At 66.0% G+C, this 24,886-nt stretch carries 20 protein-coding genes; 6 read left to right on the top strand and 14 right to left on the bottom strand.

Annotated features, from left to right (window positions below; all coding sequences use genetic code 11):
• Nucleotides 1–68 precede the first annotated feature (68 nt).
• From rimM to RVX_RS11940, 7 genes are all read right to left on the bottom strand, one after another.
• On the bottom strand, nt 69–656 hold the full coding sequence (gene rimM, locus RVX_RS11970) for a ribosome maturation factor RimM (RefSeq protein ID WP_116306044.1): 588 nt from the start codon (nt 654–656) through the stop codon (nt 69–71).
• 181 nt (nt 657–837) lie between these two features.
• Nucleotides 838–1,071 (bottom strand): KH domain-containing protein, encoded by a 234-nt coding sequence (locus RVX_RS11965; protein WP_007527145.1) that lies wholly within the window; start codon nt 1,069–1,071, stop codon nt 838–840.
• An 82-nt stretch (nt 1,072–1,153) separates the two neighbouring features.
• Nucleotides 1,154–1,393 carry a 30S ribosomal protein S16 gene (rpsP, locus tag RVX_RS11960; protein ID WP_035068560.1) on the bottom strand — a complete coding sequence of 80 codons (240 nt, stop codon included), beginning with the start codon at nt 1,391–1,393 and terminating at the stop codon, nt 1,154–1,156.
• Nucleotides 1,394–1,481: 88 nt separating this feature from the next.
• Entirely contained in the window at nt 1,482–3,029 is a 1,548-nt protein-coding gene (ffh, locus tag RVX_RS11955) for a signal recognition particle protein (protein WP_116306043.1), read from the bottom strand.
• 1,159 nt (nt 3,030–4,188) lie between these two features.
• Nucleotides 4,189–5,373, bottom strand: coding sequence for a pyridoxal phosphate-dependent aminotransferase (locus RVX_RS11950; RefSeq protein WP_116306042.1), 1,185 nt, complete (start codon nt 5,371–5,373; stop codon nt 4,189–4,191).
• A 123-nt stretch (nt 5,374–5,496) separates the two neighbouring features.
• Nucleotides 5,497–5,763: a hypothetical protein gene (locus RVX_RS11945; protein WP_116306041.1), complete on the bottom strand. Its 267-nt coding sequence runs from the start codon at nt 5,761–5,763 to the stop codon at nt 5,497–5,499.
• Nucleotides 5,720–7,615, bottom strand: a complete 1,896-nt coding sequence (locus RVX_RS11940; protein ID WP_116306040.1) for a chorismate mutase — start codon at nt 7,613–7,615, stop codon at nt 5,720–5,722. Before RVX_RS11940 ends, RVX_RS11945 begins: the two co-directional genes overlap by 44 nt.
• 863 nt (nt 7,616–8,478) lie before the next feature.
• Between RVX_RS11940 and aprB the strand changes: the two genes are divergently transcribed.
• The 6 genes from aprB to RVX_RS11910 all read left to right on the top strand — a co-directional run bounded on the left by aprB (nt 8,479) and on the right by RVX_RS11910 (nt 16,676).
• Nucleotides 8,479–8,982, top strand: a complete 504-nt coding sequence (gene aprB / locus RVX_RS11935; RefSeq protein ID WP_116306039.1) for an adenylyl-sulfate reductase subunit beta — start codon at nt 8,479–8,481, stop codon at nt 8,980–8,982.
• Nucleotides 8,983–9,024: 42 nt separating this feature from the next.
• Nucleotides 9,025–11,022, top strand: a complete 1,998-nt coding sequence (aprA, locus tag RVX_RS11930) for an adenylyl-sulfate reductase subunit alpha (RefSeq protein WP_116306038.1) — start codon at nt 9,025–9,027, stop codon at nt 11,020–11,022.
• 148 nt (nt 11,023–11,170) lie between these two features.
• The gene (locus tag RVX_RS11925; protein ID WP_116306037.1) at nt 11,171–12,409 is read left to right on the top strand and encodes a CoB--CoM heterodisulfide reductase iron-sulfur subunit A family protein; all 1,239 of its coding nucleotides are present in this window, start codon (nt 11,171–11,173) and stop codon (nt 12,407–12,409) included.
• Nucleotides 12,410–12,415: 6 nt separating this feature from the next.
• The gene (locus RVX_RS11920) at nt 12,416–14,677 is read left to right on the top strand and encodes a hydrogenase iron-sulfur subunit (protein WP_116306036.1); all 2,262 of its coding nucleotides are present in this window, start codon (nt 12,416–12,418) and stop codon (nt 14,675–14,677) included.
• Nucleotides 14,678–14,690: 13 nt separating this feature from the next.
• Nucleotides 14,691–15,845 carry a quinone-interacting membrane-bound oxidoreductase complex subunit QmoC gene (gene qmoC, locus RVX_RS11915; protein WP_116306035.1) on the top strand — a complete coding sequence of 385 codons (1,155 nt, stop codon included), beginning with the start codon at nt 14,691–14,693 and terminating at the stop codon, nt 15,843–15,845.
• An 84-nt stretch (nt 15,846–15,929) separates the two neighbouring features.
• Nucleotides 15,930–16,676, top strand: a complete 747-nt coding sequence (locus tag RVX_RS11910; protein WP_116306034.1) for a hypothetical protein — start codon at nt 15,930–15,932, stop codon at nt 16,674–16,676.
• A 597-nt stretch (nt 16,677–17,273) separates the two neighbouring features.
• On the opposite strand, the gene RVX_RS11905 is transcribed toward RVX_RS11910, so the two are convergent.
• The 7 genes from RVX_RS11905 to RVX_RS11875 form a co-directional block, all read right to left on the bottom strand.
• Nucleotides 17,274–18,704 (bottom strand): RtcB family protein, encoded by a 1,431-nt coding sequence (locus RVX_RS11905; protein WP_116306033.1) that lies wholly within the window; start codon nt 18,702–18,704, stop codon nt 17,274–17,276.
• 125 nt (nt 18,705–18,829) lie between these two features.
• Nucleotides 18,830–19,276, bottom strand: a complete 447-nt coding sequence (locus RVX_RS11900) for a DUF3995 domain-containing protein (protein ID WP_230404596.1) — start codon at nt 19,274–19,276, stop codon at nt 18,830–18,832.
• 196 nt (nt 19,277–19,472) lie between these two features.
• Nucleotides 19,473–19,952: a siroheme decarboxylase subunit alpha gene (ahbA, locus tag RVX_RS11895; RefSeq protein WP_116306031.1), complete on the bottom strand. Its 480-nt coding sequence runs from the start codon at nt 19,950–19,952 to the stop codon at nt 19,473–19,475.
• Between the two features lie 10 nt (nt 19,953–19,962).
• Nucleotides 19,963–21,240, bottom strand: coding sequence for a heme b synthase (gene ahbD, locus RVX_RS11890; protein WP_172596567.1), 1,278 nt, complete (start codon nt 21,238–21,240; stop codon nt 19,963–19,965).
• Between the two features lies 1 nt (nt 21,241).
• Entirely contained in the window at nt 21,242–22,243 is a 1,002-nt protein-coding gene (gene hemB, locus RVX_RS11885; RefSeq protein WP_116306029.1) for a porphobilinogen synthase, read from the bottom strand.
• A gap of 162 nt (nt 22,244–22,405) precedes the next feature.
• Nucleotides 22,406–23,587, bottom strand: a complete 1,182-nt coding sequence (gene ahbC, locus RVX_RS11880) for a 12,18-didecarboxysiroheme deacetylase (RefSeq protein ID WP_043609964.1) — start codon at nt 23,585–23,587, stop codon at nt 22,406–22,408.
• A 378-nt stretch (nt 23,588–23,965) separates the two neighbouring features.
• On the bottom strand, nt 23,966–24,700 hold the full coding sequence (locus RVX_RS11875) for a hypothetical protein (protein ID WP_116306028.1): 735 nt from the start codon (nt 24,698–24,700) through the stop codon (nt 23,966–23,968).
• Nucleotides 24,701–24,886: the final 186 nt, after the last annotated feature.

Here is a 24,886-nt window from a genome sequence, read left to right as displayed (position 1 = left end):
CGATGTGCCGGGCCGTTGGGGTCGGTGAGGCCGCGAGAGCGTTGGCCTCCGGAACCAAGGGGCAAGGGCTACCCGTCGGCGCGCGGTTCCGCGGGCTCTTCGGATTCGCCAGCCGCCGACTTGGTCGGAGCCTCAAGGTACAGTTCGATCAGCCCCGGCGGCGGGGTGATGCGCACCTCGCCCGCGTCCAGGTCGATGGACGCCACGAATTCTTCCACGGCGGGCAGCAGCACTTCCTTGCCGTCCGGGGTGCGGATGGACCACACCTCCTGGCCGCCGGGCATCTGCACGTCGTCGAGGGTGCCGAGCGGTGCGTCCGTGTCGTGCAGCACCACACGCAGACCGAGCAGCTCGTGCAGGTACACCTCGTCCTCGTCGGGGGCGGGCAGGCGGTCCTTGGGCACCAGCACGTGCATGCCGCGCAGCGTTTCCGCCGCGCTGCGGTCGGCGATGCCCTCGAACAGCACCAGCGGGCGGCCCTGGTGCCGCCGCACCGCCGCCACCGTGTGGGGGCGGGGCGCGCCGCGTCCGGGGCGCAGCCACAGCGTGCCGCGCAGAAGGTCGGGCGAATCGGCCCAGAAATCCACGCCCACTTCGCCGCGCAGGCCGTGTGGCCTGCCGACGAGGCCGATTTCGATGTAGGTGTCGTCGCTCATGTGGACCCGTGCATGATGAGAGGGGTGACAGGTGATGCGGCCCGCGCGGGTTACGGCCGCCCAAGCGACAAGAGCCCTTCGGCTTGCGCGTCCGGGCTAGTCGTTTCAATGGGAGGCTGCTGTCGCGTGTCCGCTGCGCAACGGAGCACATCGGCGCACCATGGCGCGCCGATGCAGGCGGCTACTCGAGGATTTCGAGCACGGAACGCTTGCGCGCCTTGGTGGAAGCCGCGCCCAGTATGGTGCGCATGGCGCGCGCCGTGCGGCCCTGCTTGCCGATGACCTTGCCGAGGTCTTCCTTCGCTACCTTCAATTCGAGAACGGACGTCTGTTCGCCCTCGACCTCTGTCACATGCACGTCTTCCGGCTTGTCGACGAGGGATCTCGCGATGTATTCGACCAGTTCCTTCAGCATGGCCACCTCCACAGGATGTTCCGCAGGATTACAGCTTCCGGCGAGGCGCCTCGGTGACGGGTGCCGGGTTACCGGCGCCGAACTACCCGGCCTGCTTCTTGAGCAGGGCGCGGACGGTGTCGGTGGGCTCGGCGCCCTGGTCCAGCCACTTCTGCACCTTTGCGGTGTCGATCTTCACTTCAGCAGGGTTCACCATGGGGTTGTAGAAGCCCAGGAATTCCAGCGGACGGCCGTCGCGGCGAGCAGCGCTGTTGACGGCGACGATCCGGTAGAAGGCACGCTTCTTGTTGCCCATGCGGGCGAGTCTCAGCTTCACGGACATGGTTTGGTCTCCAACTAGTCTGTGTATAGTATGGTATCTCGGGAAAAGCGCAAGTGGGCGAGAATTCCCACGCGGCAACTTTTCGTCCTCAGCGCTTCTTGCTCTTGTTGCGTTGCTGCTTGCGCAGCTGCTTCTTTTTCTTGAGCGCGGTCTTGGAAAGGGAACCCGGCCCGCCGGGTGCGGCGTCGCCGCCTTCAGCGCCGGGCATGCCCGGCATTCCCGGCATGCCGCCGAGTCCGCCCATGCCGCCCAGTCCACCCATTCCCCCAAGGCCGCCCATGCCGCCCATTCCGGGCAGCTTGGGCATGCGCGGCATCTTTCCGGCCTGCGCGGGTTTGCCCCCGCCCATGACCTTTTTCATCATCTCGCGCATCTGCTCGAAATTCTTGATCAGCTGATTCACGTCCTGCACGGTGGTGCCGGAACCCATGGCGATGCGCTGACGGCGGCTGCCGTTGAGCACCTTGGGGTTGCGGCGCTCCTGCATGGTCATGGAGTTGATGATGGCCTCTACCCGGCCCATTTCCTTTTCCGGCACGTTCATCTCGCCCAGCTTTTCGCGCAGCGCGCCCATGCCGGGAATCAGCTTCAGGATGCCTTCCAGCGAACCGAGTTTTTTCAGTCGGCGCATCTGGGTGCGGAAGTCCTCCAGGTCGAATTCCGCCTTCTGGAACTTGCGGCCCAGTTCCTCGGCTTCTTCGGCCTTGATGGTGGACTGCGCCTTCTCGATGAGCGTCATCACGTCGCCCATGCCGAGAATGCGGCCCGCCACGCGGTCGGGGTGGAAGACCTCGATGTCCGAGAGCTTCTCGCCCATGCCCACGAATTTCACCGGCTTGCCGGTGACCGAGCGGATGGACAGGGCCGCGCCGCCGCGGGCGTCGCCATCCATCTTGGTGAGCACGACGCCGGAAATGTCGAGCGCGGCGTTGAACGATTCGGCAACCGTCACCGCGTCCTGGCCGGTCATGGCGTCGGCCACGAACAGAATTTCTTGCGGCTCGACGCGGCCCTTGATGGAGACCAGCTCCTGCATCAGGGTTTCGTCGATGTGCAGACGGCCCGCGGTGTCCACGATGACCACGTTGCACTGCTTTTCGCGCGCGTCTTCCACGGCGGCCGCGGCGATGTCCACCGGGTTCATGCCGGGGGCCGAGGGATAGGCCGGGATGTCGAGCTGCTTGGCCAGCGTGTGCAACTGGTCGATGGCCGCCGGTCGGTACACGTCGGCGGGGGCCAGGTACGGGCGCATCTTCTGCTTGCGCAGCAGGTTGGCGAGCTTGGCCGACGAGGTCGTCTTGCCCGAGCCCTGCAGGCCCACCATCATGATGACGTAGGGCTGCTTGCCGCGCAGGTCGAGCTGGGTTGTGCCGCCGCCCAGCAGTTCGACCAGTTCGTCGTGGACGATCTTCACCACCTGCTGGGCAGGGGTAAGGCTTTTCAGCACGTCCTGGCCAAGGCAGCGTTCGCGCACCCGTTCGATGAAGTCGCGGACGACCTTGAAGTTGACGTCGGCTTCCAGCAGCGCCAGACGCACCTCGCGAAGGCCATCCTGGATGTTGGCTTCGTCGAGGCGGCCCGTGCCGCTGAATTTCCGGAAAACTCCTGTCAGCCTGTCCGAGAGACTATCGAACATGAATACCCCGTCCGGCAAATATCGTAAGAGGAGGTTCGGTACATGGGTTTGGGGGGGAAGTCAAGGATGTGGGTGGTGGGAAGGGAGGGGAAGGGGCAGGGGGGAAGGGGAATGGGAAGTGTTGTGCGCGATTGGATGCGGTTTCTACGAAGGCCGTTGAGCGCGGTTGATTACGCTCGATTTCGTTATGCCTCCGGCGGGCAAGGGGCCATTAAGCGATGGCCCCTTGCATCCCCGCGCTTCAGGGGGCGCTGCACCCTGAAGCCCCGACGTATCCTGCGCGGCGTTCCTTCGACGGCAGCTTCCCTCCGGCGCTGTGCGCCTTCGGGCGATCTGCCGCCGGGAACGCCAATGCGCGCTGTGCTCCCGCTGGCCCGGCCAAGCGAGGGTGCCTTTATCAGCGGGCATCCTGCACCGCATTCCTCGCCGGGCAGCTACCCTCGGCCAAGGCGCCTTCGGGTGATCTGCCCGGCGGAATGCGATGTGCGCCAATCTCTCGCAGCCTTGGGCAACAGTGTGAGTTGTACCTGTTCCGTCGGTTGGTTTGTGGTGCGCTTGAGGACAAGGGAAGGGGTGCGGTGCGAGTAATTTTGAGCGGGCGGTATGTGTCTGATCAGGATGCGCATCGACGATAGGTTGGTATGAACGCCCCAATGAAGCTTGATCTGTCGTTTGGTGTAGCGCCAGACGGACAACGGCGGGCGTGATGTGCGTAGAAGCGTGTGACGCCGGGCTTTGGCGGCGGCACATGCGTCGCAACGGGGGCGGAGGTAAAGGTGCCCTAGTGCGGTAGTGGCAACGGGAGTTGCGTGCGCATGCGCATTCAGCCGGGCAGATCGCCCGAGGCGCGCCAGCGCCGCAGGGAAGCTGCCCGGCGCAAGAATGCGGCGCAGGATGTGCCGGGGGTCCAGGGGAGGCGAAGCCCCCTGGAACGCGGGGATGCAAGGGGCCATCGTTCAATGGCCCCTTGCCCGTCGGAGTCATAACGAAATCGAGCGTGGGCAAAGGGGCAGAACTGTCTTCGTAGAAGCCGGGTGCAACCGCGCACCACGCCCCCATCCCCACCCGCCAACAACAATAAAGAGAGGCTGCACCCATCAGGATACGGCCTCTCTTTTCTTGCTCTTACTCTGAATCTGAATCTTCGCGGCGTCAGCCGCTACCCCTTGATGGCCCTTCTGAACCCTTCCTCCGACCTCGCAATCACATCCTCGCCCACGCAGAAGGTCAGCCGGAAATGCCCCGGACCGCCGAAGCCGGAACCGGGCACGGCCAGCACCTTCTCTTCCATCAGCCGGTTGACGAATTTCACGTCGTCGCCGCCGGGGGCCTTGGGGAAGAAGTAGAACGCCCCGGCGGGCATCTGGAATTCGTACCCCGCGTCGCGCAGGATGCGCGCCATGAGGTCGCGGCGGCGGGCGTAGATGCCCGCGTCCACCTGCGAGCCCAGCGCTTTCGCCATCAGGTGCTGGCCCACGGCGGGCGGGTTCACGAAGCCGAGGATGCGGTTGGTCAGCAGCAGCGCGCCCATCAGTATGGCGCGGCCTTCCATCAGCGGCGAAAGGGCGATGTAGCCCAGCCGCTCGCCCGCCAGCGAAAGGTTCTTGGAGAACGAGCTGATAACCACCGAGTGCTGGTACAGGGGCAGCAGCGAGGGCACCTCGTCGCCGTCGTAGGACAGGAAGCGGTACGGCTCGTCCGAGATCAGGAAGATGGGCCGCCCGTGCTTTTGCGATGCGCGGCCCAGCGCCGCCGCCAGTTCGGTCAGTTCCGCCCGGTTGTAGATGACCCCGGTGGGGTTGTTGGGCGAATTGACGATGAGCGCGCGCGTCTTCGGCCCGATGGCGGCCTCTATGGCGGCCACGTCCAGCGCGAAGGTGTCGGGCTTCGAGGGCACGGTGCGGAAAGCGCCGCCGTGGTTGGCCACGTAGAAGCCGTATTCCACGAAAAACGGCGCAACGGACAGCACCTCGTCGCCGGGTTCCAGCACCGCGCGCAGGAAGGCGTTCAGCCCGCCCGCCGCGCCGCAGGTGAGCACCACGTCGTCGGCGGTCAGGTCCACGCCCTGTTCCCGCGAAAGATGCGCGGCCAGCTTGGCGCGCGCCCATGGGTAGCCGCCGTTGGGCATGTACCCGAAGGCGAAGGGCTCGCCCGCGTGGTCGGCCAGTTCGCGCAGGGCCTGGCCCACGGCGGGCGGGGCGGGCAGGTCGGGGTTGCCCAGGCTGAAGTCGCACACGGCCTCTTCGCCGTACTGCTGCTTGAGGGCTATGCCCGCCTCGAACATCTTGCGAATCCACGACGAACGTTCAAGGTACCCGGAAATCTGCTGGGAGATGAGCGACATGATGATGACCTCGGCGGTTGATCGATGCTGCGGGCGATTCCGTGCGCGTGGCGCGCGGAGGGTCGGGAAACGGCGCGGGGGAGGCGACGCAACGCGCGTCGGCCTCCCCCGGCATGTCATGAACTAGAAAACCGAATTCGCGTCCAGCCGCAGGCGGTTGATGCGCACCCGCCGCAACTCCTTCTGCACTTCCAGTTGCAGCTTGCGCTGGCGCGCCTGGTGGATTTCCTGCGCGAAGCAGATGCCCTCGTCGGGGCGCTCCGTCTCGCACAGGCGGCGCACGTCGGCCTCGCAGGCGCGGCGTTCCTCTTCGAGCAGGGCCATCTGGGCCTCCAACTCGGGGATGCTATTCGGCAATGATGCGTCGTCGAGCAGGCTTGGCGCCTTCATTCTTCTGCTCCTGGGGCTTGCGCGGGGCGTTTTCGGGCGAGGGCAGGCCGTTGTACAGCGCCCAGAAGCCCGGCATCAGCTCGGTCACGTTGCCGGGGTTGGACAGGTGCAAGCCGGGGCGCAGCAGCGCGCCCAGCGCCAGGCCGAACGTCCAGTGCACGGTGGGGCTGGCCCACGGCGCGCCGTTGGCCGGGGCGCGGGAACCGGCGGGCACCACGGCGCGCAGCATGGGCTGGCCCGGGTCCTGCGTGCTTTCCGCGTCTTCCGCGATGGGGGCCAGCGAAAAGCCCAGTTGCGCGACAAAGCTTTCCACCGTCACGGCGTCCAGCCCTTCGGGCATGCGCGGGGCGGGCACGGCTTCCACCTTGGCCGCGCGCGCAGTGGCGGCGGCAAGGGCCAGCGCCAGCGGGGCGTAGTCCAAGGGCAGGGTGGATGCGTCCAGCGGGGCGGTGGGCGCGGGCGCGCCGTGCACCGAAGGCTTGGTCAGCGGCTTGGCGGCCACGCCCTTGGCGTCGACGGTGACGTTGAGCCCGGAGGCACGCAGCAGGTCCAGCACCTGGGCGGCGTGGGGCTGCGTGGCGTCCCACGTGCCGGAAAGGCGGGCCTCGCCGCCGGTGAAGGCGGGCATGGCCAGCACCACGGCGGCCACCAGCGGGTCGATGCCCATGGCCGTAGCCTTGGGCAGGCGCAGCTTGGCGGCCGGAACAGGAGTGACGCGCACCGACAGGGCGGCGTCGCCGGTTTCGCCCAGCGTGGCGACGTCGGCCTTGCAGGCGCGCAGCAGCGGCAGCACTTCCGCGATGCAGTCACCAGCCGAGGGGTGGGCGGCGCAGTGCAGGGTGATGGCGGCGTTCCAGAACGGGGCGGCCAGCAGCAGCGCGGTCAGCGCGTCGGCGGGCAGTTCGGCCGGAATGCGCACCTCGTCGGGCAGCACGCCGGAACATTCCAGGCGCACCGGCAGGCCGGACGACTTGGGCACCACGGGGGCCAGGCGCGCGCCAAGCTGCGGCAGGAACTGGCGCAGGGCGGTGGTGTCGGCCATCTTCAGGGCCGGGCCGCCGGTGAACTTGACCTTGCCGACGGCGCCAAGGGACAGCGCGGCCAGCAGGTGGAAATTCAGGGAATCGTCGCCCGCGTAGATGACCTTGTCGGTGAAGTCCAGCGGGTCGCCGCCCTTGCTGCGCACGATGGCGTCGCCTTCCCACGAGAGATGCGCACCCGCCTGGTTCAGCGCCTTCACGGCGTCGATCAGGTGGTCGCCCAGCATGGCACCTTCAAGGGTGGCCTCCGCCCCGGCGGCGGCGGCAAGCGCCACCCACAGCCGGGTGGGGCGCGACGCCAGCGGGCCATATATATTGATGGAGACGGGGCGGCGCGGCGGGGCCAGGTTGAAGCTGGGGCGCACTTCGCCTTCGGGGCTGCGTTCCTGGATTTCCACTTCCTGGAGCAGGGCGAACAACTGGCGCACGAAGCGCGGGTCGCGGCTGACGCGCGCGGCGGCGGCTTCCCACGCCTCGCGCAGCTGCTTTTCGGCCACGGTGTCGCGCGCGGGGGCGGAGGACACGCCGGGGCGGCGGCTGCCGCGCACCTTCTGGAAGAGGCGGGCGCGCTTGGCCAGCAGGCGGATGATGTCCTTGTCGATGTCCATGATGGATTCGACCAGCGACTGGCCGGACGGGGGGCGGCCCTGTCCGGAACGGGGGGAACGGGCGAACTGCCCGTCTTTATCGGTACGCGCGGGGCGGTCGGAGCGTGCGGGGCGGTCGGGGCGTTCGGAACGGGGGGCGCGTTCGGAACGGCTCTCGGCATCCCGTTCCGGGCGGCCGGCCGGGGAATCGTTGGTGTCGTGCATTGGGGAACCTGTGTTGGGATGGTGATGTGGCGTACCACCTAGCCCGAAACGTGCGGTTCGGCAAGTGGCAAGGCCGTGGGGCGGGCGCGCCCGAAGGCGGGGAGGGGGCGGGAGGGACGCGGCGGGCCACCCCGTCCACCCTGTCCACCCTGCACATGTGGGCCGCCGCGCCGTTCTCCGAACTGCGGCCGGACATGGGCGGCGATGCAACCGTACCGCGTCACCTGCTTGGGACAGCGCGCACATGCCCACCATGTCGGAGCAAATGTTGTCATTGCCACTCGTTGCGTGGGCGCAGCTCCGCCCCGCGCGAAAACGGGGGGCGGTTCAGTGACGTTTTGATGGCATGCGCATACCGTCACAAGGTCGCCGACAGGATGACGCCGGGATATGTAACTGCTTGTTCGCACAGTCATAGGCACGCAGGCCGGTCCGGAAACGGGGCGATCCTGCATCGCCGGAAACCCGTTCCGGGTGGTCTTTCGTGAAAAAAGGGATAAAAGGCCGCAAAACGGCGGCGGACGGTCTTGAAACTCTGCCTGCTTCACGATACACCGCAAGGGGCAGTGCGGCGGGGTGGCCCCCATCCTGTGGTGGCAACATGTCGGAATGTTCAAATAAATCGCGGAAAAACAGTATGATGGCGTATCCTTGTGAAGGGTTTGAACAAGTTGCTTGACACTCTCGGGCCACATTGTTAAATCGGTCACAAGCAACACGATCAGGCCGCAGAGGGCGATGCAGTCCGAAAAGGCAGGCTCCCGAACCTGCTTTTTCAGCCTCCATCGACATGATGGTGGGATCCGCATGGGTTGAGGCTGACAAGGTATAACCCCTTAATTCGCTGAGTTGGAGGATAAGGTATGCCGACTTATGTTGATCCGTCCAAGTGTGACGGCTGCAAGGGTGGCGAAAAGACCGCTTGCATGTACATCTGCCCCAACGACCTCATGATCCTCGACCCCGAGGCCATGAAGGCCTACAACCAGGAGCCCGAAGCCTGCTGGGAATGCTACTCCTGCGTGAAGATCTGCCCCCAGGGCGCCATCACGGCCCGCCCCTACGCCGACTTCGCGCCCATGGGCGGCACCTGCATCCCCTTGCGCTCGGCCGACTCCATCATGTGGACCGTCAAGTTCCGCAACGGGAATGTGAAGCGCTTCAAGTTCCCCATTCGTACCACCCCTGAAGGCTCGATCAAGCCCTTCGACGGCAAGCCCGAAGCTGGCGACCTCGAAAATGAACTGCTGTTCACCGAGACCGCCCTCATCGCTCCCAAGGTTGCCCTTGGCGAAAAGGCCGCGATCTCTGACTCTGATCTGAGCCAGTGCTGGTATGAAACCGGTTGCGAAGGCGGCAACCGCTAGTCCGGAACCCACCGCAAGTCATTGCGATAAGGAGATTTAGCTATGCCGATGATTCCCGTTAAGGAACAGGCGAAGGGTGTGGCCATCGCCGATCCCATCGTGAAGGAACATGACGTCGACATCCTCATCGTCGGCGGTGGTATGGGCTCCTGCGGCACCGCGTTCGAAGTCGTGCGCTGGGCTGACAAGTACGCCCCCGACCTGAAGATCATGCTGCTGGACAAGGCCACCCTCGAGCGCTCCGGCGCCGTGGCGCAGGGCCTGTCGGCCATCAACACGTACCTCGGCAAGAACCCCGCCGACGACTACGTGCGCATGGTCCGCACCGACCTCATGGGCCTCGTGCGCGAAGACCTTATCTTCGACCTTGGCCGTCACGTTGACGACTCCGTGCACCTGTTCGAAGAGTGGGGCCTGCCCTGCTGGATCAAGGACGAACACGGCCACAACCTCGACGGCGCCCAGGCCAAGGCCGCCGGCAAGTCGCTGCGCAACGGCGACGACCCCGTGCGTTCCGGCCGCTGGCAGATCATGATCAACGGCGAATCGTACAAGTGCATCGTGGCGGAAGCCGCGAAGAACGCCCTTGGCGAAGCCCGCATCATGGAACGCATCTTCATCGTGAAGCTGCTGCTCGACGCCAACACCGAAAACCGCATCGCCGGCGCCGTGGGCTTCAACCTGCGCGAAAACGAAGTGCACATCTTCCGCACCAACGCGATGATGGTTGCCTGCGGCGGCGCGGTGAACGTGTACAAGCCCCGCTCCACTGGTGAAGGCATGGGCCGCGCCTGGTACCCCGTGTGGAACGCCGGTTCGACCTACACCATGTGTGCCCAGGTCGGCGCCGAAATGACCATGATGGAAAACCGCTTCGTGCCCGCCCGCTTCAAGGACGGTTACGGCCCGGTCGGCGCGTGGTTCCTGCTGTTCAAGGCGAAGGCCACCAACTACAAGGGTGAAGACTACTGCGCCACCAACCGCGCGATGCTGAAGCCCTACGAAGATCGCGGCTACGCCAAGGGCCACGTCATCCCGACCTGCCTGCGTAACCACATGATGCTTCGCGAAATGCGCGAAGGTCGCGGTCCCATCTACATGGACACCAAGACCGCCCTGCAGACCACCTTCGCCAGCATGACCCCCGAGCAGCAGAAGCACCTCGAGTCCGAAGCCTGGGAAGACTTCCTCGACATGTGCGTGGGTCAGGCCAACCTGTGGGCCTGCATGAACATCCAGCCCGAAGAACGCGGCTCGGAAATCATGCCCACCGAACCTTACCTGCTCGGCTCGCACTCCGGCTGCTGCGGCATCTGGGTGTCCGGTCCCGACGAAGCCTGGGTGCCCGAAGACTACAAGGTGCGCGCGGACAACGGCAAGGTCTACAACCGCATGACCACCGTGATGGGCCTGTGGACCTGCGCTGACGGCGTCGGCGCTTCCGGCCACAAGTTCTCCTCCGGTTCGCACGCCGAAGGCCGTATCTGCGGCAAGCAGATGGTCCGCTGGTGCATCGACCACAAGGGCTTCAAGCCCGCCATCAAGGAAACGGCCGAAGAGCTGAAGCAGCTCATCTACCGTCCTTACTTCAACTACCTGGCTGGCAAGGACGCCTCCACCGACCCGGTGGTGAACCCGACCTACATCAGCCCCAAGAACTTCATGATGCGCCTCGTGAAGTGCACCGACGAATACGGCGGTGGTTGCGGTACCTACTACACCACCTCCGCTGCGGCGCTCGACACTGGCTTCGCGCTCATGGACATGCTGGAAGAAGACTCCCTCAAGCTGGCCGCTCGCGACCTGCACGAACTGCTGCGCTGCTGGGAAAACTACCACCGTCTGTGGACCGTGCGCCTGCACATGCAGCACATCCGCTTCCGCGAAGAGTCCCGTTACCCCGGCTTCTACTACCGTGCCGACTTCATGGGCCTCGACGACTCCAAGTGGAAGTGCTTCGTGAACTCGAAGCATGATCCCAAGAAGGGCGAAACGAAGATCTTCAAGAAGCCCTACTACCAGATCATTCCCACCGAATAGGTGAGCTTCAGGGGCGGTTGCGGCAAGCCGCAACCGCCCCTTTCTCCTTTCACCCGGACGGCCTAAGCCGGGGCAGTAAGCATGCCTTATTGTCTGGGCTTAGGCCGTTTTGACGAAGGCCCGATAAACTGTAGGGAGGATAGCGAGAATGTCGAACTCCATACTCGTCGTCGGAGGCGGTTTCAGCGGACTTACGGCCGCCATTGAAGCCGCGGAAGTCGGCTATGAAGTGTACATCGTCGAGAAAACACCGTTTCTTGGCGGGCGGGTTGCGCAGCTTAACAAATATTTCCCCAAGCTTTGCCCTCCCTCCTGCGGCCTGGAAATCCAGTTCCAGCGCATCAAGAAGAACCCGCGCATCAAGTTCTTCACCCAGGCGGAAGTGACCGCCGTGTCCGGCGAAGCCGGCAACTACACCGTCAAGGTGCACATTGAGCCGCGCGGCACCGTGCCGAGCAGCGCCGACCTTTCCCTGCTCGCCTCCTCCCTTGAAAGCGACGTGGACAACGAGTTCGAACTGGGCCTCGCAAAGCGCAAGCCGCTGTACATGAGCGTGCCGTTCGCCTTCCCCAGCCGCTTCGTGCTCGACAAGGCCGCGCTCTCCCGCGCCGACGAACTGAAGGTCGGCAAGAGCGCGTTCTGCGACATGAACGAAGCCCCGCGCGACATCGAGCTGAACGTGGGCAGCGTCGTCATCGCCACCGGCTGGAAGCCCTACGACGTGACCAGGCTGTCCAACCTTGGCGCGGGCAAGTTCGCCAACTGCGTGTCCAACATGCAGCTCGAGCGCCTGGCCTCGGCCAGCGGCCCCACCGCCGGGCAGATCAAGCGCCCCTCCGACGGCAAGGCCCCCAAGAAGGTGGCCTTCGTGCAGTGTGCGGGCTCGCGCGACCAGAACCACCTGAACTACTGTTCCTACATTTGCTGCATGGCCTCCCTCAAGCAGGCCCTGTACGTGCGCGAGCAGTTCCCCGACGCGGAAGTGACGGTGTACTACATCGACCTGCGCACCCCGGGCCGCTATGACAAGTTCCTGCGCAAGGTGAAGGCCGACGAGAAGATCGCCCTGGTCAAGGGCAAGGTCGCGGGCGTCGAGGAAGACGCCGCCACCGGCGACGTCATCGTCGAGGTGGAAGACGCGGTGAAGGGCGAAAAGCGCAAGCACCGCTACGACCTCGTCGTGCTGGCCACCGGCATGCAGCCCAGCCTCGCGGGCCAGAAGCTGCCCTTCGACGTGCCCGTGGACGAGGAAGGCTTCATCGTCGGCGGCGAGGAAAAGGGCATCTTTGCCGCCGGGTGCGCCCAGAAGCCGCTCGACGTGATGCGTACCGCCCAGTCCGGCACCAGCGCGGCCCTGAAGGCGATTCAAACGGTGAGAGGGAGGTAATACAGAATGGCCACCAAAATTGGCGTCTATTTCGACCAGTCGAGCATCGGCGGCGGTCTCGACCTTGAGTCCCTTGCCGATACTGTGGGCGGCAAATGGGGCGATCTCACGCCGGTCTGCAAGGTCTTTCCCGTCCTTGCCGACAAGAAGGCCCGTGACGAGATCATCGCCGACATCGAGGAAGAAGGCCTGGACGGCGTGCTGCTGTGCGGCGCTTCCCCCCGCGTCGACTGGGACCTCTACGAATTCGAGGGCGTGCTGGTCGACCGCGTGAACCTGCGCGAGCAGGGCGTGCTTTCCTACAAGAACCCCGACGGTTCGCTGCCCGACCCCGAGGCGGCCCCACAGCTGCTTGAAGCGCTGGTGACCGACTACGTGAACATGGGCGTCGTCCGCCTGCAGAAGACCACCGCGCCCGACGGTTCGCCCTCCGAGGGCGTGCGCCGCGTGCTGGTGCTGGGCGGCGGCTGGACCGGCCTTACCGCGGCCACCAACGCCTCGCTGGCGGGCCACGAAGTGGTGCTGGTGGAAAAGGACGAAGTGCTCGGCGGCCGCGCCCTTGGCCTGCTGAAGACCGTGCCGCTCAGCCACCCCTACACCGACGTGCATGACACCGGCATCGAAAAGAAGATCGCCGCCGTGCAGGGTGACGCCAACATCACCGTGTACACCAAGGCCAAGCTGGCCAAGCTCTCCGGCCAGCCCGGCGACTTCACCGCCACCATCGCGCTTGCCTCGGGCGAGCAGGAAGTGAAGGTGGGCGCGGTAGTGCTGGCAACCGGCTGGCAGCCGCAGGACACCAAGGTGCTCGAGCCCTTCGGCTACGGCAGCCTGCAGAACGTGGTGACCGCCGCCGAGTTCGAGAAGCTGGCCAAGAACGGGGGCATCACCGCCCGCCGCGTGGCCTTCATCCTGAACACCGCGCTGGCCGAACCGGCCGACCCCTACGCCGAAGTGTGCGCCGAAGCCCCGGCAGAAGCCCCCGCCCCGGCGGAAGGCGAAGCCGCCGCCCCGGTGGTGAAGGACCACGAAAGCGTGCGCCACCTGCCCATCTCCAACGCCATCAGCAGCGTTGTGGCCCTGAAGCAGGCTGGCTACGTGTGCGACGCCTTCGACGGCGGCCAGGCCTTCATCCTGTACGACAGCATGGTGGTGCAGGGCATCCACGAGCGGTTCTACAAGGCCGCGCAGGACCGTCTGGGCGTCATGATGTCCAAGGCGGAAATCCGCTCCGTCACCCAGGCCGCCGACGGCACCCTGAACGTGCTGTGCGACAAGACCCTCATCGGCGACGACATCGAGATCAACGTGGACATGGTGGTGCTGCCCACCGGCATCGTGCCCGCCACCGCGAAGGATCCCATCGTCAACTTCGACTACCGCCAGGGTCCGGCCTTCCCCGACCTGGAACTGTTTGAAGGCTACGCCGACTCGAACTACATCTGCTTCCCCTACGAAACCCGCCGCACGGGCGTGTACGCCGCCGGTTGCGTGCGCCAGCCCATGATGCTGGACGCCGCCGAGGAAGACGCCGTGGGCGCCACCATGAAGGCCATCCAGTGCATCGAATCCGCCAACCGCGGCGTTGCGGTGCACCCCCGCTCGGGCGACCTGTCGTACCCGCTGTTCAACTTCGTCCGCTGCACCCAGTGCAAGCGCTGCACCGAGGAATGTCCCTTCGGCGCGCTGGACGACGATGAAAAGGGCACGCCGAAGCCGAACCCGGCCCGCTGCCGCCGCTGCGGCACGTGCATGGGCGCCTGCCCCGAGCGCGTCATCTCCTTCGCCAACTACAACATCGACCAGATCGGCTCCATGATCCGCGAGATCAACGTGCCGCCGGACATGAAGAAGGGCGGCCCCCGCGTGGTCATCCTGGCCTGCGAGAATGACGCCTACCCCGCGCTGGACATGGCCGCGCTGCGCGGCAAGCACTGGAGCCCGTACGTGCGCATCATTCCCGTGCGCTGCCTTGGCTCGGTCAACGCCATCTGGGTTGCCGACGCCATGTCCAAGGGCATCGACGGCGTGATGATGCTGGGCTGCAAGTACGGCGACGACTACCAGTGCCACTTCGTCAAGGGTTCGGAAATCTGCAAGCGCCGCAAGGAGAACATTGCCGAGACGCTGAACCGCCTTGGCGTGGAGCCGGACCGCGTGGAGCAGTACGAAGTCGCCATTGACGAGTACGACAAGCTCCCCGGCGTGATCGAGGACTTCATGAACATGATCCTTGAGAAGGGTCCGAACCCGTTCAAGGGGTACTAGGAGGAGATGGAACATGGCTCAACCCGTCAGGATTCAACCCGATCTTGAGTTCGTCAAAGAACTGCAGGCTGTCGGTGGCGAATCGCTCAAGAAGTGCTACCAGTGCGCCACTTGCAGCGTGGCCTGCCCCATCTCCCCCACGAACAACCCCTATCCCCGCAAGGAGATGGTCTGGGCCTCGTGGGGCCTGAAGGACAAGCTGCTGTCCGACGTGGACATCTGGCTGTGCCACAACTGCGGCACCTGCTCCGACCTGTGCCCCCGCGGCGCGAAGCCGGGCGACCTGTTGTCCGCGCTGCGCAACATGACCTACGCGCGCCTCACCCAGCCCACCGTGGTTGGCAAGTGGCTGTCCTCTCCCCAGTACCTGCCCATCCTGGTGGCCATTCCGGCCATCCTGTGGGCGGTGGTCTGGATGATCATGGCCGGCGTGAACGGCTCGCTGTTCCCCCAGGGCGACATCGTGTTCGGCAAGCTGTTCCCCGGTGACTTCACCATCGACCCCATCTTCATGCTTACCTTCTTCACGGCGGTGGGCATCCTGTTCAAGGGGACCAAGAACCTCATCGCGTCGTTCCAGCCTGAAGGCCGCACCATGATGCTCGGCAAGACCAAGCACTGGACGCTGCACCTGGTCGACGTGATCCTCGAGGAAGTGCTGACCCACACCAAGTTCAAGGATTGCGGCGCGGACAAGTCCGACCGCAAGGTGGGCCACATGGTTCTCATGTACTCCTTCGTCATCCTGGCCTTCGTCACCGGTGTGGTGGCTGTCGGGCACTGGGGCGGCAAGGTGATTCCGGCCATCGCGATCCACACGCCCATGCCGCTGACCTTCCCGGTCAAGATCCTGGCGAACATCGGCGCGGTGATGCTGCTGGTGGGCCTGGCCATCCTTACGGTGCGCCGCAAGGCGCTTGATCCCAAGAAGACCAGTTCGAACTACTACGACTGGTATCTGCTCGGCGTCATCTGGGTGGTTGCCGTCACCGGCGTGCTCAGCCAGCTGTTCCGCCTCGCGGGCATCGCTCCTGTCGCCTACAGCGTGTACTACGTGCACCTTGTGGCGGTGTGGATGCTGTTCGCCTACCTGCCGTGGTCGAAGCTCGGCCACCTTGTGTACCGTACCGCCGCGCTCACCTACGTGCGCGCCATGGGCCGCCGCTAGCGGCAGAGAAGGCGGCGCGCGAAGGTGCGCGCACGGCCGGAACAACGAACCGAGAAGTCATTCTTCCGATATCAGGAGGCTGCAATGTCTGACGAAGGTCGCAGAGTGTTCAAGATGGAAACCGTTCTCGGCCTGGTCGCCGGGAAGGCCGGTGCCGACGTGTCCGACCTGCTGGGCTACCTGGCCCAGCGCGCCCTGGCCACCGAAGAGGAAGCCGCCGTGGCCCCCATGGCCAAGGGCTGGCTGTACAGCCAGAACCCGGCGTTCATGCAGTGCGGTGAAGCCGAAGGCAACTACGACGACTGGGTGAAGAAGGAATGTGGCCGCTTGGGCGACAACGTGTCCCTGCAGCCCATCTCCGCCGCCGAACTGGCCGGCATCAGCGTGGTGCTGGACAAGATCGCTGCCCTGAAGGCCAACGTGGCCGACCTGGAAGACACCGTGGCCGGTTTGCAGGCCCAGGTGAAGGAACTGACCCCCTTCAAGGGCCAGGCCGCCGACCTCGAGAAGAAGCTTGGCCAGTCCGAACAGAAGGTGCAGAGCCTGAACGGCGACATCGCCAACCTGAAGAAGGAACTGGCTCCCTTCAACGGCAAGGTGGCCATTGACGAGAAGGAAATCGAGTCCAGCGTGAAGGACATCGTTTCCCGCGCCGTCAAGGACGCCCTGAAGGCCCTGCCCGTGGCCGCCGCCGGCGCCGCTGGCGCGGCTGCCGCCGAGGGCGGCGCCATGGCCGACTTCGATGCGCCCGCCGAAGACACCAGCGGCGGCGTGCCCGATACCTTCGGCTTTGGCGCTTCCGGCGCCAGCGACGACGGGTTCGGTTTCTAGTCGCCACGCGATGTAGAGTCGCTACGCGGCTTGCTATGAGAAGAGAGCGCCCGGTCGGTATGGCCGGGCGCTTTTTTGTTGGGGCAGGGAGGGAAGGGGAAGGGAGGAAGAGGTGGGAGGTGTTGTGCCTTGATGGGCGCGGCTTCTACGGAGACAGTCATGCCTTCTTGGGTACTCTCGATTTCGTATGCCTCCGGCGGGCAAGGGGCCATTGAACGATGGCCCCTTGCATCCCCGCGTTCCAGGGGGGCTTCGCCTCCCCTGGACCCCCAACGTATCCTGCACCACATTCCCTGCCGGGCAGCTTCCCTCGGCCAAAGCGCCTTCGGGTGATCTGCCCGGCGGAATGCGATGTGCGCCATACTCTCACGGGCATGGCGGAGCGGGGGTGCCATTACCTGCGCCACCGTCGCGACGCATGTGCCGCCGACAAGGCACGGCGTCACACGCTTCCACGCGCGGCACGTTGTCTTCGGGCGTTGGGGGGGGGCAGGAAGGTGTACAGCCTGTCACCTTCGCCGGTGGCTAAAGTGAGCCGATAAGCGAAGGGAGTGAGCAAGGGGGCGACCTTGAAGCCTATCCCCAACCGGCTGCCTGTCACCCCTTCAGCACCACCAGCGGGCGGAAGTGGTCGATGACCCGCACCAGCACGCCGTCCTGCGCGGCCAGCACTTCCGCGATGGGCTTGTAGGCGTCGGGGGCTTCGTCCAGCACCCCCTTGTCGGAGCGGCAGACGACGCCGCGCATCTGCGACTGGAAGCGTTCCAGCAAAATGGTGCGCTGCGCCTCGTTGCGGGACATGCGGCGGCCCGCCCCGTGCGAGGCCGAGGACAGGTATTCCTCGTTGCCAAGCCCTTCCGTGATATACACCCCGTCCCGCTGATTGGCGGGGATGATGCCGGGCTGGCCAGCGTCGGCCGGGGTGGCCCCCTTGCGGTGCAGCACCAGCGGCGCGCCGGAAGGGCCGGGCTGGTTCCAGACAACGGCGTGGTTGTGGTTCTCGTTGATCATGCGGCCCAGCAGCAGGGAAATTTCCTGTACGGACAGGGGCGGCTGGCTGGATGGAGCCGGGGAAGCAGAGGGGACAAGCGAAGATAGGGAAGAGGTTGGGAGGGCGGAGGCCGGGGAGGCTGCGGGCCGTGTACGCACCTTGGGCGCGGCGGTGCCGGTGACTGGCTTGTGCGTGGGCCGGGCCAGTTGCCGGTGCACGTCGGCCAGCGCGCGCAGGGCGTGTTCCAGCATCAGGCGGCGGTTCAGCAGCGCGTAGTCCAGCGCCCAGTCCATGTCCTGCCGGTAGGCGCGGCCAAGGCGCGAATCCAGAGGGAACAGCCGTCCCTGCCGCATGTACCATGCGGCGATGTCCCAGCCGGAGCGGCGCGAGCCGGAATGCACGGTGATGCCGATCTCGCCACGTTTGTTCACCCCCACTTCGAGGAAGTGGTTGCCCCCGCCCAGGGTGCCCAGCTGGATGGACTGGCGCGCGTTCACCGCTTCTGTCAGTTGCGCGTCGCCGCTGGCGCTGGTGAAGCGCGGCAGGTCGTATTCCCCGGCGGCGCGGGTGGCGGTGCCCACGGGAATGGCCAGCCGCAGCCTGTCGAACAGCAGGCGGCGGGCCGCCTCGTCGGGCAGCGCCTCGTCTGCGGGCAGACCGGTGTTCACGTGGCACATGCCGCAGCCGATGTCGTAGCCCACGAAGCTGGGGCTGATGTGCCCGTCCAGCAGGGCCACCCCGCCGATGCACAGGTCGTAGCCCGCGTGGGCGTCGGGCATGACGGCCAGGTGCACCATGCAGGGCAGGGCCAGCGCGCTTTCGATCTGGTCCCACGTGGCGGCGTCGATGCGCTCCGGCGGAATGGTCAGGGACAGGCGCGGCGGGGCATGGCGCACGCCGGTGCAGGTGGCATGGGCCATGCGCTCGGCTGGGGACGCGCCGCATGCGTCCCCCTTGCCGCGTTCCCGGCGGGAGTCTGCCTTGGGGGCTTGCGTGTCCCGTTTGCCGTGTTTCGTGCGATGCGCTGTGCGTCCCATGTCCCTTTCATAGGGTAGGGGGCGGGCAGGGGCAAGGCGTGGACATTCGTGGAATGCGAAGGATGCCGATGGACGCCCGCAGATGCCCGCAGGTGGCAGGGGATGGCTGCGGCCGCCGACGCCCGTCAGCGGGGCGCGGTGCCCAACAGGCCGTAGCAGGCGGCCAGCAGCAGGCACAGCGGTGTGTACAGCCGGGCATCCCAATGGGCGAAGGTGGTGGAGCGGATGCGCCGGAACAGGCCGCAGTACCGAAAGTCGCCAATGGCCCGCACCACGAAGATGAACGCCGCGCCCAGGCACAGCGTGGGGGCCATGCGGGGCGGCGGCAGGGGCAGCCAGCCCAGGGTCAGGCCCGGCAGCAGCGCCAGCAGGGCGAAGGCCAGGGTGACCACGCCGGTGAGCCCGCGCGAGGGGGCGAACAGGGGGCGGCCGCCTGCCGCATCGGGCGTGCGGGGAATGATCCTGTCGAGCCACAGGGTGGAGCCCAGAACCCATGCCCCGTGCAGCAGGGTGATGGCGGCAAGGCAGAGGGTGGCCACGAGCGCGGCGACGGCGGAGAGCAAGGTGAGCATGGTCATGGCTCGTGCATAACACGGACGGGGCGGCGCGTCATGCCGTTGGGGCGACGGCGGAATGACGGCTGGACTTTAGGTGTTTGGATAAATGTCGTGGGCCAGTCCCCCCTTGCCCGGACGCACGCAAAAAGCCCCGGACATGCCAGTGACACGTCCGGGGCCTTTGTCTGCAACTGCGGTGTATTCCTGAGGGCTAGTCACCCATCTGGAAATCCACCTTGATCTTGAACAACTTGGTGGCGGGCAGGTTCAGGATGGCGATGCCCGTCTTCGCGGTGATCTCGGCCAGGGTGGCGCACACGCTGTCCCACGAAGGGCCGATGCAGGTGAACCAGATGTTGTATTCGTGGTTGCGCAGGTAGTTGTGGGTGACGCCCACGTGGCGGTTTACCTCGGCCACGAATTCGTCCATGGCCTCGTCCGGCACCTTGGCCGCGCACAGCGTGGAGCGAAAGCCCAGCTTGGCCGACTGGAAATTGGCCCCGATGCGGCGGATGAGCTTGCGCTCGCGCATGGCGCGCACCCGGGCCAGCGCCTCCGCTTCCGTTATGTCGCACTTTTCGCCGATGGCGGCGTAGGGGCGCGATTCCAGCGGAAAGTCCGACTGGATCACGTCCAGGATGCGCTTGTCGATCTGGTCCAGGGAGTCCGTCGCGGCGTGGGATGCGGTCATGGGGCCTCCGTCAGCGGCACGCGCCGGTGCGCCGTGGGGTGTACGAGCACAGCGGTTCCTCGGCCATGTGGTCGCCGCTCATGTTGTAGGCGCGCGCCCGGCAGCCGCCGCACACCTTGTGGTATTCGCAGGGGCCGCACTTGCCGGTGTAAGCTTCCTGGTCGCGGAACTGCTTGAAGTGGTGCGTGTTGCGCCAGATTTCGGGAAAGGGCGTTTCGCGCACGTTGCCGCAGTCCAGTTCCAGGTAGCCGCACGGCTGCACCTGGCCCACGTGGCTGATGAAGCAGAACCCGATGCCGCCAAGGCACCCGCGCGTCATGGCGTCCATGCCGAAGGTGTCGGGCGTCACGGCCAGGCCCTCTTCCTTGGCCCGCTGGCGCATGATGCGGTAGTAGTGCGGCGCGCAGGTGGCCTTGAGGTGCATGGAGGTGGTCTTGCGGAAGTCGTAGAACCAGTTCAGCACTTCCTCGTATTCCGTGGCCGAGATGACCTGGTCGCCAAGGCCCGCCGCGCGCCCGGTGGGCACCAGCAGGAAGATGTGCCACGCCGCCGCGCCGATGCGCTCGCACAGCGTGAAGATGTCCTTGAAGCTGCCGAGGTTGTCTCGGGTGACGGTGGTGTTGATCTGGAATTCGATGCCCGCCTGCTTCAGGTACTCTATGCCCCGCAGGGAAGCGTCGAACGCGCCGGGCACGCCCCGGAAGGCGTCGTGGCTGGCGGCGTCCGGCCCGTCGATGGAGATGGAGCAGCGCTGCACGCCTGCTTCCTTCATCTTGCGGGCCGTTTCCGGCGTGATCAGGGTGCCGTTGGGCGACATGACGCAGCGCAGGCCAAGGCCGGTGGCGTACGCGATAAGCTCGTACACGTCGTGCCGCATCATGGGGTCGCCCCCAGTGAAGATGATGATGGGGTTGCCCACCTGCGGAAAGGTGTCGATGAGGGCCTTGGCCTCGGCTGTGGAGAATTCGCCGGGGTAGGGTTCTTCGTGCGCTTCGGCCCGGCAGTGCTTGCAGGCCAGGTTGCACGAGCGGGTCACCTCCCACGCGATGAGCTTGCAGGTGGGGGTGCCGTCGGGCAGGGTGCGCGGCATCTGCGGCGCGCCTACGCCGGTGGGGTGGCCGCCCATGCTTGCGGGATGCCCAGCAGGATGCCCGCCGGGATGGCCGCCGCCAGGATGGCCACCGGGGTGTCCGTGCGGATGACCGCCCTGCGGGCTGGCCGGATGTCCGCCCATGCTGGCGGGGTGTCCGGCCTTGCGTTCGTCGCCGGGGTGTTGCGGATGGCTCATGCTAGTTCACCAGCCCTTTGCGCAGCAGGTCTTCGGTAAAGTAGGTGATGATCAGCCCGGCCCCGGCGCGCTTGATGCCCAGCAGCGATTCCATGACCACGGCGTCCTCGTTGATCCAGCCGTTCAGCCCGGCCGCGCGGATCATGGAATATTCGCCGCTCACCTGGTAGGCGGCCACGGGCACGTCGAAGCGCTCGCGCACGTCGCGGATGATGTCCAGGTACGGCCCGGCGGGCTTTACGATGAGCATGTCCGCGCCCTCGGCGATGTCGGCCGCCGCCTCGCGCATGGCCTCCACCCGGTTGGCGGGGTCCATCTGGTAGGTCTTGCGGTCGCCGAACTGCGGGGTGGATTCGGCCGCCTCGCGGAACGGGCCGTAGAAGCTTGATGCGTACTTCACCGCATACGACATGACCGGGATGTGGCTGTACCCGTTCTGGTCCAGTGCCCGGCGGATGGCCTGCACCCGGCCGTCCATCATGTCCGAGGGGGCCACGATGTCGGCCCCGGCCTCGGCGTGGCTCACGGCGGTCTTGGCCAGCAGCGACAGGGTGGGGTCGTTGTGCACCTCGCCCGACGTGTCGCCCTGGCGCACCAGGCCGCAGTGGCCGTGGTCGGTGTATTCGCACAGGCACACGTCGGTGCACACCACAAGGTTCGGCCAGCGCTTCTTCAGCAGGCGCACGGCCTGCTGCACCACGCCGTCCTTGTTGTAGGCCTCGCTGCCGCGATAGTCCTTCTCCTTGGGGATGCCGAACAGGATGCAGCTGCGCAGGCCCGTGGCCACGGCCGCTTCCACCTGTTTCTCCAGTTCCTGCAGCGAAAGCTGGTACTGGCCGGGCATGGCCCCGATTTCCTTGCGGAACGTGGGGTCGTCGGTTTCCACCACGAAGTAGGCCATCATCAGGTCGGCCGCGCGCAGCGCGGTTTCGCGCACGATTTCGCGCAGGGCGGCGGTGCGGCGCAGTCTGCGCCCCCGAAAGAAGTCCCCGAATTCGGACATGCCGTCTCCTGGAATAGGCAGGGTTGAAACGCTTCGCGCGGCGCGCCCGGCAGTGATGCGGCGATGCGGCCCGGCTGGGGCCTTGGCGGCGGAGCGTGCGCCCGGACGGCCATGGGCCGTCCGGGCGTCGTCATGCGGGTATGGCTCCGGCGCGGGGTGCCCCTACGCGCGGATTTCGTCGTCGCTCAGGTAGCAGGCCGGGTCCTGCGCCCAGATGTCGCCGTAGTAGGCTTCGGCGCGGGCGCGGAAGTTGCCGCCGCAGATGTTCAGGAAGCGGCAGGTGGCGCAGCGGCCGCCCACGTGCTGCTTCTTGTCCTTCAGCTTGTGCAGCAGTTCGATGTTCGGGTCGTCCCAGATCTGCGAGAAGGGACGTTCCAGAACGTTGCCCACCACGTGCTGACGCCAGAACTGGTCGGGATGCACCTTGCCGTCCCACGAGATGCAGCCGATGCCGCGACCGGAGTTGTTGCCCTCGTTGTACTGGAGCAGCTCGAACACCTCGGCGGCGCGCTTGGGGTCTTCCTTCAGCATGCGCATCCACACGTAGGGGCCGTCGGCGTGGTTGTCCACGGTCAGCACTTCCTTGGGCAGCCCGGCGTCGAACAGCTCGCGCGTCTTGTCCATGATCAGGTCGACCATGGCGCGGGTTTCGGCGTGGTCCAGGTCTTCCTTGATCAGTTCGGAGCCCCGGCCGGAGTAGACCAGGTGGTAGAAGCAGATGCGCGGCACTTCAAGGTCACGCAGCAGTTGGAAGAGCTTGGGCACCTCGCCCTGGTTGCGCTTGTTGATGGTGAAGCGCAGCCCCACCTTCAGCCCTTCGGCCTTGCAGTTCTCGATGCCTTCCAGCGCGCGGCGGTAGGAACCGGGCACGGCGCGGAACTTGTCGTGCACTTCCTCGCCGCCGTCCAGCGAGATGCCCACGTAGGACAGGCCCACTTCCTTCAGTTCGCGGGCCTTCTGCTTGGTGATCAGGGTGCCGTTGGTGGAGATGACCGCGCGCATGCCCTTGGTGGTGGCGTGCTTGGCCAGTTCCACCAGGTCCTGGCGCACCAGCGGCTCGCCGCCGGAAAAGAGCATGACCGGCGCGCCGTAGGCGGCCAGGTCGTCGATGATGGCCTTGCCCTGTTCGGTGGAGATTTCGTCCTTGCCTTCGGGGTCAACGGCCTGGGCGTAACAGTGCACGCACTTCAGATTGCAACGGCGGGTCATGTTCCAGACCACAACCGGTTTCTTGTCCTTGGAGAACTGGAGCAGGTGGGAGGGAAGCTGGCCCGAATGACGCCCGTAGCGAAGGGCGTCCGAAGGCTCGACCTGACCACAGTAAAGCTTGGAGATGCCGATCATTCTCACTCCTGTTGGCTGGCCGCCGGGCGCGCTGACAAGAGAGGCCCCGGCCTTGGGGCACGGGGCGTAGCGCGGCGGGCTGGCACCGGAAAAACGTCCTCACGCCCTAGCATAAATCGTGGCGGAGGGAAAGCAACCCGCCCCGGCGGAGTTGAAACCGGAGCGCAGCAAAGGGAATGGCGGCAACCCGGCGCGGGGCTTGGCAAAGCGGGCGCGGTGCGCGCGAAGGGAACAGGACGGCGGCGGGGAAGAGTGAAGGGGCCGGAACCGGGCGGTGAAGCCGGGGCAGTGGAGCCTGGCACTGGAACCGGGGCGCACGCCGAGGCCACGGCGCGGAAAAGGAGCGACCGGGCCGCGTGGCGACCCGGCCGGAAAATCCTAGAACGCCGGTTCCTTTGACAGCCCACGTGGCGCGGGCGGGTTGATCCACAGTTTGACCTCTTGCGCCATGTCCCACGAAACGGTCTGGATGATGGCCCACATGGGGTCGCTGGGCATGCGCGACTTGGCGGAGAACAGCAGGAAATCGTTGGCGAACTGGTGTTCCATGACCCCGGCGTGGCCCATGGCCCAGATCATCTGGCCGGTGTTCATGTCCCAGATTTCCATGGACACCGACAGCTTGGAATCGCCCGAGGTGCCGCCGTTGACGTAATGGCTGACGTACCCGCCGATGAGCAGTTGCGCCCCGCGCTGGGCGGCCAACTGCATGGCCACGTCCCGGCGGTAGGGGGTGGCTGTCTCCGCGAACTCGATGACCGGGAAGACCTTTTCCGACAGCCACGTCTGCCAGATCTGGCGAGACACCTCGAGCCCCACGTAGCTCGGTTTGTCCATCTGCTGCGTGACCCGGAAGGGCACGAACAGCGCGGTCAGCGGTCGGTTGGGCGGGGTTGTCGGCCGCACGCTGACCTGCGGATTGCCGCGCCGCACCCAGTCGTCCATGTAGAAGGTGGGCTGGCTGGCGAGGTCGATGTTCACCCCGGCCTTGGGCGGCCCGGAACAGGATGCGGCCAGGGGCAGCAGGGCGGCAAGCAGCAGGAGCAGGGCAAGGCGCGCGGCAAGCCGCCGGGCGCGGGCTGGCGAGGTGGGCAGGCGGAACATCAGGGACATGGACAACGCTCCGGGAATGACCGCGCGCCTGTGGCCGTCGTGACGGACGGGCGCGTGGCGGTGATGTCGGAAAGCCGTCGCGCGGACGGATGGTGACCATGCCGAAGCAAGAATGGTGCCGTGATATATCAGGGAATGTGAAGGCTCCCGGGCCGGTTGGCGTACGGCTGCCGGGGGCGAGTGGGA

It is taken from the genome of Nitratidesulfovibrio sp. HK-II, from assembly GCF_003402415.2.
Taxonomy (GTDB): Bacteria; Desulfobacterota; Desulfovibrionia; order Desulfovibrionales; family Desulfovibrionaceae; genus Cupidesulfovibrio.
The sequence above is the reverse complement of the archived record's forward strand: the minus strand, read 5'-3'. Positions and strand labels throughout refer to the sequence as shown.